General features: G+C 64.6%; 6 protein-coding genes. All 6 read right to left on the minus strand.

The annotated features are described in order from the left end of the window. Nucleotides 1-300: 300 nt before the first annotated feature. Nucleotides 301-1218, minus strand: coding sequence for a TIR domain-containing protein (locus VFX99_RS11410; RefSeq protein ID WP_329666413.1), 918 nt, complete (start codon nt 1216-1218; stop codon nt 301-303). Between the two features lie 33 nt (nt 1219-1251). Then, the gene (locus VFX99_RS11415; RefSeq protein ID WP_329666414.1) at nt 1252-2073 is read right to left on the minus strand and encodes an alpha/beta hydrolase; all 822 of its coding nucleotides are present in this window, start codon (nt 2071-2073) and stop codon (nt 1252-1254) included. 256 nt (nt 2074-2329) lie between these two features. Beyond that, nucleotides 2330-2614, minus strand: a complete 285-nt coding sequence (locus VFX99_RS11420) for a DUF1905 domain-containing protein (protein WP_329666415.1) — start codon at nt 2612-2614, stop codon at nt 2330-2332. Continuing rightward, entirely contained in the window at nt 2611-2808 is a 198-nt protein-coding gene (locus VFX99_RS11425) for a hypothetical protein (protein WP_329666416.1), read from the minus strand. The genes VFX99_RS11420 and VFX99_RS11425 overlap by 4 nt, the downstream gene beginning before the upstream one ends. A gap of 60 nt (nt 2809-2868) precedes the next feature. After that, nucleotides 2869-3837, minus strand: coding sequence for an alpha/beta hydrolase (locus VFX99_RS11430; RefSeq protein WP_329666417.1), 969 nt, complete (start codon nt 3835-3837; stop codon nt 2869-2871). Between the two features lie 26 nt (nt 3838-3863). Further along, on the minus strand, nt 3864-4822 hold a 959-nt coding region (locus VFX99_RS11435; RefSeq protein WP_329666418.1), incomplete at its 5' end, for an aldo/keto reductase.

Genomic DNA, 4822 nt, shown 5'->3' on the forward strand with positions numbered 1-4822 from the left:
CATTTTCGCTCTGGCGTGGATGGCCAACTAGGTCACGGCTTGTCGCCCGTTCCGGCAGAGGTGCGGAAGCCGGTCCTTGAGCGCGCAGGGTCTCCCCGATTGCTGACGAGTGTCTTGCAGAACGACCGCTCATCGATCCACTTCTGCGCCTTCCTCAGGGTGCGGCGCGCGTGCGACGATCGGGGTAGAGCAACAGCCGCTAATGATCGCGCTCGAACCGTCTCAGCGGTGCATGATTTCGTGACCCCGGTCTGAGGGGTCGATCAGGATCGCGCCAGCGGGGAGCGTCTGACTCTGGTCTCAAAACGTGTTCGCCGCGGCTCGCCAGTCATCCAGGCGGCGTGCGAGGAGCGCGGCTCTGTCCTCCGGGGGTGCCTCGTCGAGGACCCGAAGGTCTTCGGGGTCAGCGCGTAGGTAGATGCCGGCCGTTCGAGCATGCAGGCTGGTGTCGCGGTCAGACTCGGTTGTCCAGTAGCCGGTGGCCCGGTCGGCGGTCTCCAGTCTGATCTCACCGGTGCCGGTGAGTTGGGGAGCGTTCGGGTGGCGGGGGCGTTCGCCCCTCCAGTAGTAGAAGATACCCGGTGGGTCTTTGTGGCCTCTCGCGGCCTCGCTCCAGTAGCGGGCCGACAGCATGCCGTCCTCTTGCCAGGCCCGTCCGGTCACGGTCAAGGCGCCATCCCGGTCTCGCCCGATGCGTAGCAGGCCTACCGCGGACGGTTCCTCGTCGCTGCGCACAGTGAGGGACAGTTGCCACCACAGGCCCTCGATCGGTCCTCGGCGACCTTCGGCGTCGATCGCCTTGCGGAGCTTGCCGATGATGCCGCGGGTCTCCGCGGGTGTGGTGCTCGGCTCGTAACGCACGGAGGTCAGCCCGAGGAGGTCGGTCGGTAGCTTCGACCCGCGCGCGTGCAGAATGAAGGTTCTGCGGATGCCGAGGGCCCCACCGAACAGCCCGGCCTCGAACACCACGTTGTCGCGCGGTGACGCCTGACCGGGCTGAGCGGTGTCCGTCGAGGTCCAGTCATCCTGGGCGAACACGAACGCCGCGAAGTCGACCTCTTCGGACAGTTCGACGAGTCGGTCTAGTGTGTTCTGCCCGGGGTTGAACGTCGTCATCCAGGTCTCGACGTCGGCGATCTCGCCGAGCCCGCGTGAGATCGACTCGACCAGTTTGGCCTGTTTCCCTGAGGATCCGAGAAAAATGCGCGGCTTGTTCATTCGCGACTCGCGGTCCCGAGCACGGCTCGACTTCTAACGCGACGTTGCGTGCTTCAGTGCCCAGTCGAGGGCGAAGTCTGCGATGGTCTTCCACTCCGGGACCGCGGGTAGGAAGTGTGGTCCGTCGTACTCCACGATCTCGGTGACCGTGCCCGCTGCCTTGTAGTGTTTGACGTTCGAATGGCCCACCTTGGGTGGGAAGAGCGGGTCGTTCTTCCCGGAGATGAATAGCAGGGGAGGTCGGGCGTCGTTGTGGTAGTCGACATAGGTGTCGTCCTTCCCGGGGTGAATGTTCGCGAGCGCGCTTCCCCAGAAGATCTTGCCGGAGGCCGGAATGTGGTACCGCTCGTAGAGCGCCAGTGATTCCTCCTCGCTGAACGTGTTCGCAAAGACGTCGTACCACTGCTCGGGGGTTAGTCCGACCGCTCGATGCCGGTTCGCGGGGTTCTTCAGAACAGGGAACGAGGACTTGATCTGGGACAGCGGGATCACTTTCACGCCCTCGGTTGGTGCCGAGTTGATCGCAACTCCCGCCGCGCCGAAACCGTGGTCGAGCAGGATCTGGGTGAATGCCCCGCCGGCTGAGTGACCCATGATGATCGGGGGGCGGTCGAGGTTCCCGATCAGGGTCTCGAGCATGCCGATGATCTCGGACACCTCGAGTTTCTCGATCGGTGTCGGGTCCGCGCGGAGCGCTTCGACTTCGACCTCGAAGCCCGGGTATGTCGGCGTCATGACGGTGAAGCCCTTGGTTTCGAAATGCTGTTTCCAATTTTCCCAGCTACGCGGCGTGACCCAGAAGCCGTGGATCAGCACGATCGTGTTGGGGGCCGTTTCCGATGCCGACGTCGCCATTTTCCGCTCCTTGCGTCTGCTCTATCGTCCAACGCACCCTGTCTACACCTTCGGAATGACGCCTGAAAGTGCCTCAGGCGGTCGACGCCGCGGCATGGATCAGCGCGAGCCTCGGCACATATCGTCGGTCCTCGTGGCCCCAGCGCGCGCGTCACGCTGACATTGCACTGAGGATGACTCGTCGGTACGCAGACCCGTTGCCGCCCAGGACGCGGCGAGGCCTACGAGGACCACTGAGGATCGGCTTGCGGGCGGTCTAGTTGCGTCGCTGAGTGAGGTGGATGGTGACCTCGTCGCCTTCGCCCTTGTTGATTGCGCGGCGGATCGATGCGGAGATGGGCAGCTTGTGTGTTCCGTCTCCGAGTGCCATGAACGCGCCGGCGAACGGGTGACCGTCGGCGGTTCCCGATACCTTGACGAGTCCGCGGGTGCCGAAGATCGTGGCAGAGTCCGGCAGCTGCACGCATACCCAGGTGTCGCCTTCTCTCACTCGACCCAGGGTTGCGGTGAAAGTGAGGTCGAGCGGTCGGATCTCGCTCATCGCTCGTGCCTGTCGGTCAGCCCGCGGAAGCGGAGCGCGCCGTCCTGATGTTTCTCCGGCATGCGGACGGTGCGGACGCCGCGGATGCGCGTGATATGCATGATGTCTCCTCTGACGATCGGGCAGTCGATCATGGATATGACGATCGAACTGGCGATCAATCGACGGCGTTCACGATCCTCACGAACCACCACACGACGCCCTCACCTGAGCGATCCTGTCTCGCGTCCGCAGTTGCTGCGGAGGTGTACCCGTTAGTCGCGGGTGATGAACTCTGTGATCGCGGTGAGGCTCGCGGAGACCGCGGGTATGGTGGGGGCGAGGTTGAGGTGTCCGTGAAGCACTCCGCGTTCGTTGCGAACGCTCACGTCAATGCCGGCCTGCGCTAGTTGGGCTGCAAACAGTTGCCCGGATGCGCGTAGCGCGTCGTACTCGGAGTTGACGATCAGGGTGGGGGGCAGGCCGTTGAGGTCGGCTAGACCCGGGGTGGAGTGAGCGGTTGCTGACCATTCGGGTCCGCCGAGGAACGCGCGGAGCGCGGGGTTGTCGTCGGCGCGGCCGTCTCGTGGGCCATAGTTCAAGATTTGCGGAACGATGGTGAGTTTGGCGCCGAGCTCGTGCGGTAGTGAGGGCAGCACCGGGTGCATGCCGGGGTAGGCGAGCACGATCCTGGCCGGCACTTCCTCGGAGGCGTCCCGCATCATGAGCGCCGCACTCATAGCGAGTACCGCGCCCGCGCTGGCGCCGCCGATGCCGAGGCGGTCGGAACGGATGCCGAGGTCTGCTGCGCTTTGCCGAACCCACGCGATCGCGTCGATCACATCGGAGACGGGTGCCGGAAAGTGCGTTTGGGCGTCCGCCAGCCGGTAATCGACGGAGATGATGGTCGCGCTCGCGCGGAAGGCGAGTTCGCGTGCAACCCCGTCCGCTTCGAACATGTCCACGTCACCGCCCGTGAAGCCGCCGCCATGCATCCACACCAGCCCGACGCCGTTTTGCCCTCGGTTGTGTGCCGGCCGGTAGACGAGCAGGCGGAGGTGCGGCTTCCCGCCGGACCGAGCGACGCTGATGTCTTCGACGCGGACCGGCGGCGGTTGATAGTTTCCCGGAGGGGTGAAGAACTCATCCCACTTCGCGCGTCCCTCAGCAGTGTCGAACCCCCCGAGTTCGTCCATCGCGTGCAGCAGCGGCAGGTGTGTTTCGATCCACGGATCAAGCGGCATACGGGGTCCTCACGGGATTCCGTCGGTCAATACCAGTAGGGCGATTGGGGCACGTACGGCGCCTCAAGTGCCGACACCTCGTCGTCCGTGAGAACAACGTCAACGGCGGCGACGGCGTCCGCGAGGTGCTTTTCCTTGGTCGCTCCGACGATTGGTGCGGCCACGACCGGGTTGCGGAGCACCCACGCCAGTGCGATCTGCGCCATCGGCAAACCCCGCTCCTCCGCGATCCGGTGAACGACATCGACGATCGGCTCATCTGCCGGGGAGTCGAAGGTCTTCGCGACGGCATCGGTCTCCGCCCGCTGCGTCTGCTCCCCCCACGGGCGCGCGAGGCGCCCCTTGCCTAGCGGCGAGTACGGGGTAAGCCCGACACCCATGTCCCAGCACATCGGGATCATCTCCCGCTCCTCTTCGCGCTTGATGAGGTTGTACTGGTCCTCCATCGCCACAAACGGTGTCCATCCGCCGACTGCTGCGGCGGTCTGCAGCTTCGCGAACTGCCACGCGAACATCGACGACGCACCCAAGTACCGGACCTTGCCGGCCTGGACGAGGTCGTGCAGCGCCTCCATGGTCTCCTCGACGGGCACATCAGGGTCGAACCGGTGGATGTAATAGACGTCGATGTAGTCAGTGCCGAGGCGTTTCAAGGATGCATCGACCTGTTCCAAGATCGCCTCGCGCGACAGGCCCTGACCGGTCGGGCCCTCCTGCATCCTCCCGAACACCTTGGTGGCGAGGGTGATGTCCTCGCGGCGCGAATACTTTCTGATTGCGCGGCCGACGAACTCCTCACTGCTGCCCCCCTGATACACGTTCGCGGTGTCCCAGAACGTGACCCCGAGCTCCACTGCCTGACGGAAGAACGGTTGCGATGCGTCTTCGTCGAGCGTCCAGGCATGCAATCCGGTGACAGGGTTCCCGTAGCTCATGCAGCCCAGACCAATCCGGCTGATCTGTAGATCCGTACGGCCAAGACGGG

The organism is Microbacterium sp. (genome assembly GCF_036277215.1).
In the GTDB taxonomy this organism is placed as follows: domain Bacteria; phylum Actinomycetota; class Actinomycetes; order Actinomycetales; family Microbacteriaceae; genus Microbacterium.

What these genes read in the sequence shown, in the direction of transcription:
- VFX99_RS11415 (WP_329666414.1), bottom strand. Translation starts at nt 2,073, where the DNA reads ATGGCGACGTCGGCATCGGAAACGGCCCCCAACACGATCGTGCTGATC.
- VFX99_RS11420 (WP_329666415.1), bottom strand. Translation starts at nt 2,614, where the DNA reads ATGAGCGAGATCCGACCGCTCGACCTCACTTTCACCGCAACCCTGGGT.
- VFX99_RS11430 (WP_329666417.1), bottom strand. Translation starts at nt 3,837, where the DNA reads ATGCCGCTTGATCCGTGGATCGAAACACACCTGCCGCTGCTGCACGCG.
- VFX99_RS11410 (WP_329666413.1), bottom strand. Translation starts at nt 1,218, where the DNA reads ATGAACAAGCCGCGCATTTTTCTCGGATCCTCAGGGAAACAGGCCAAA.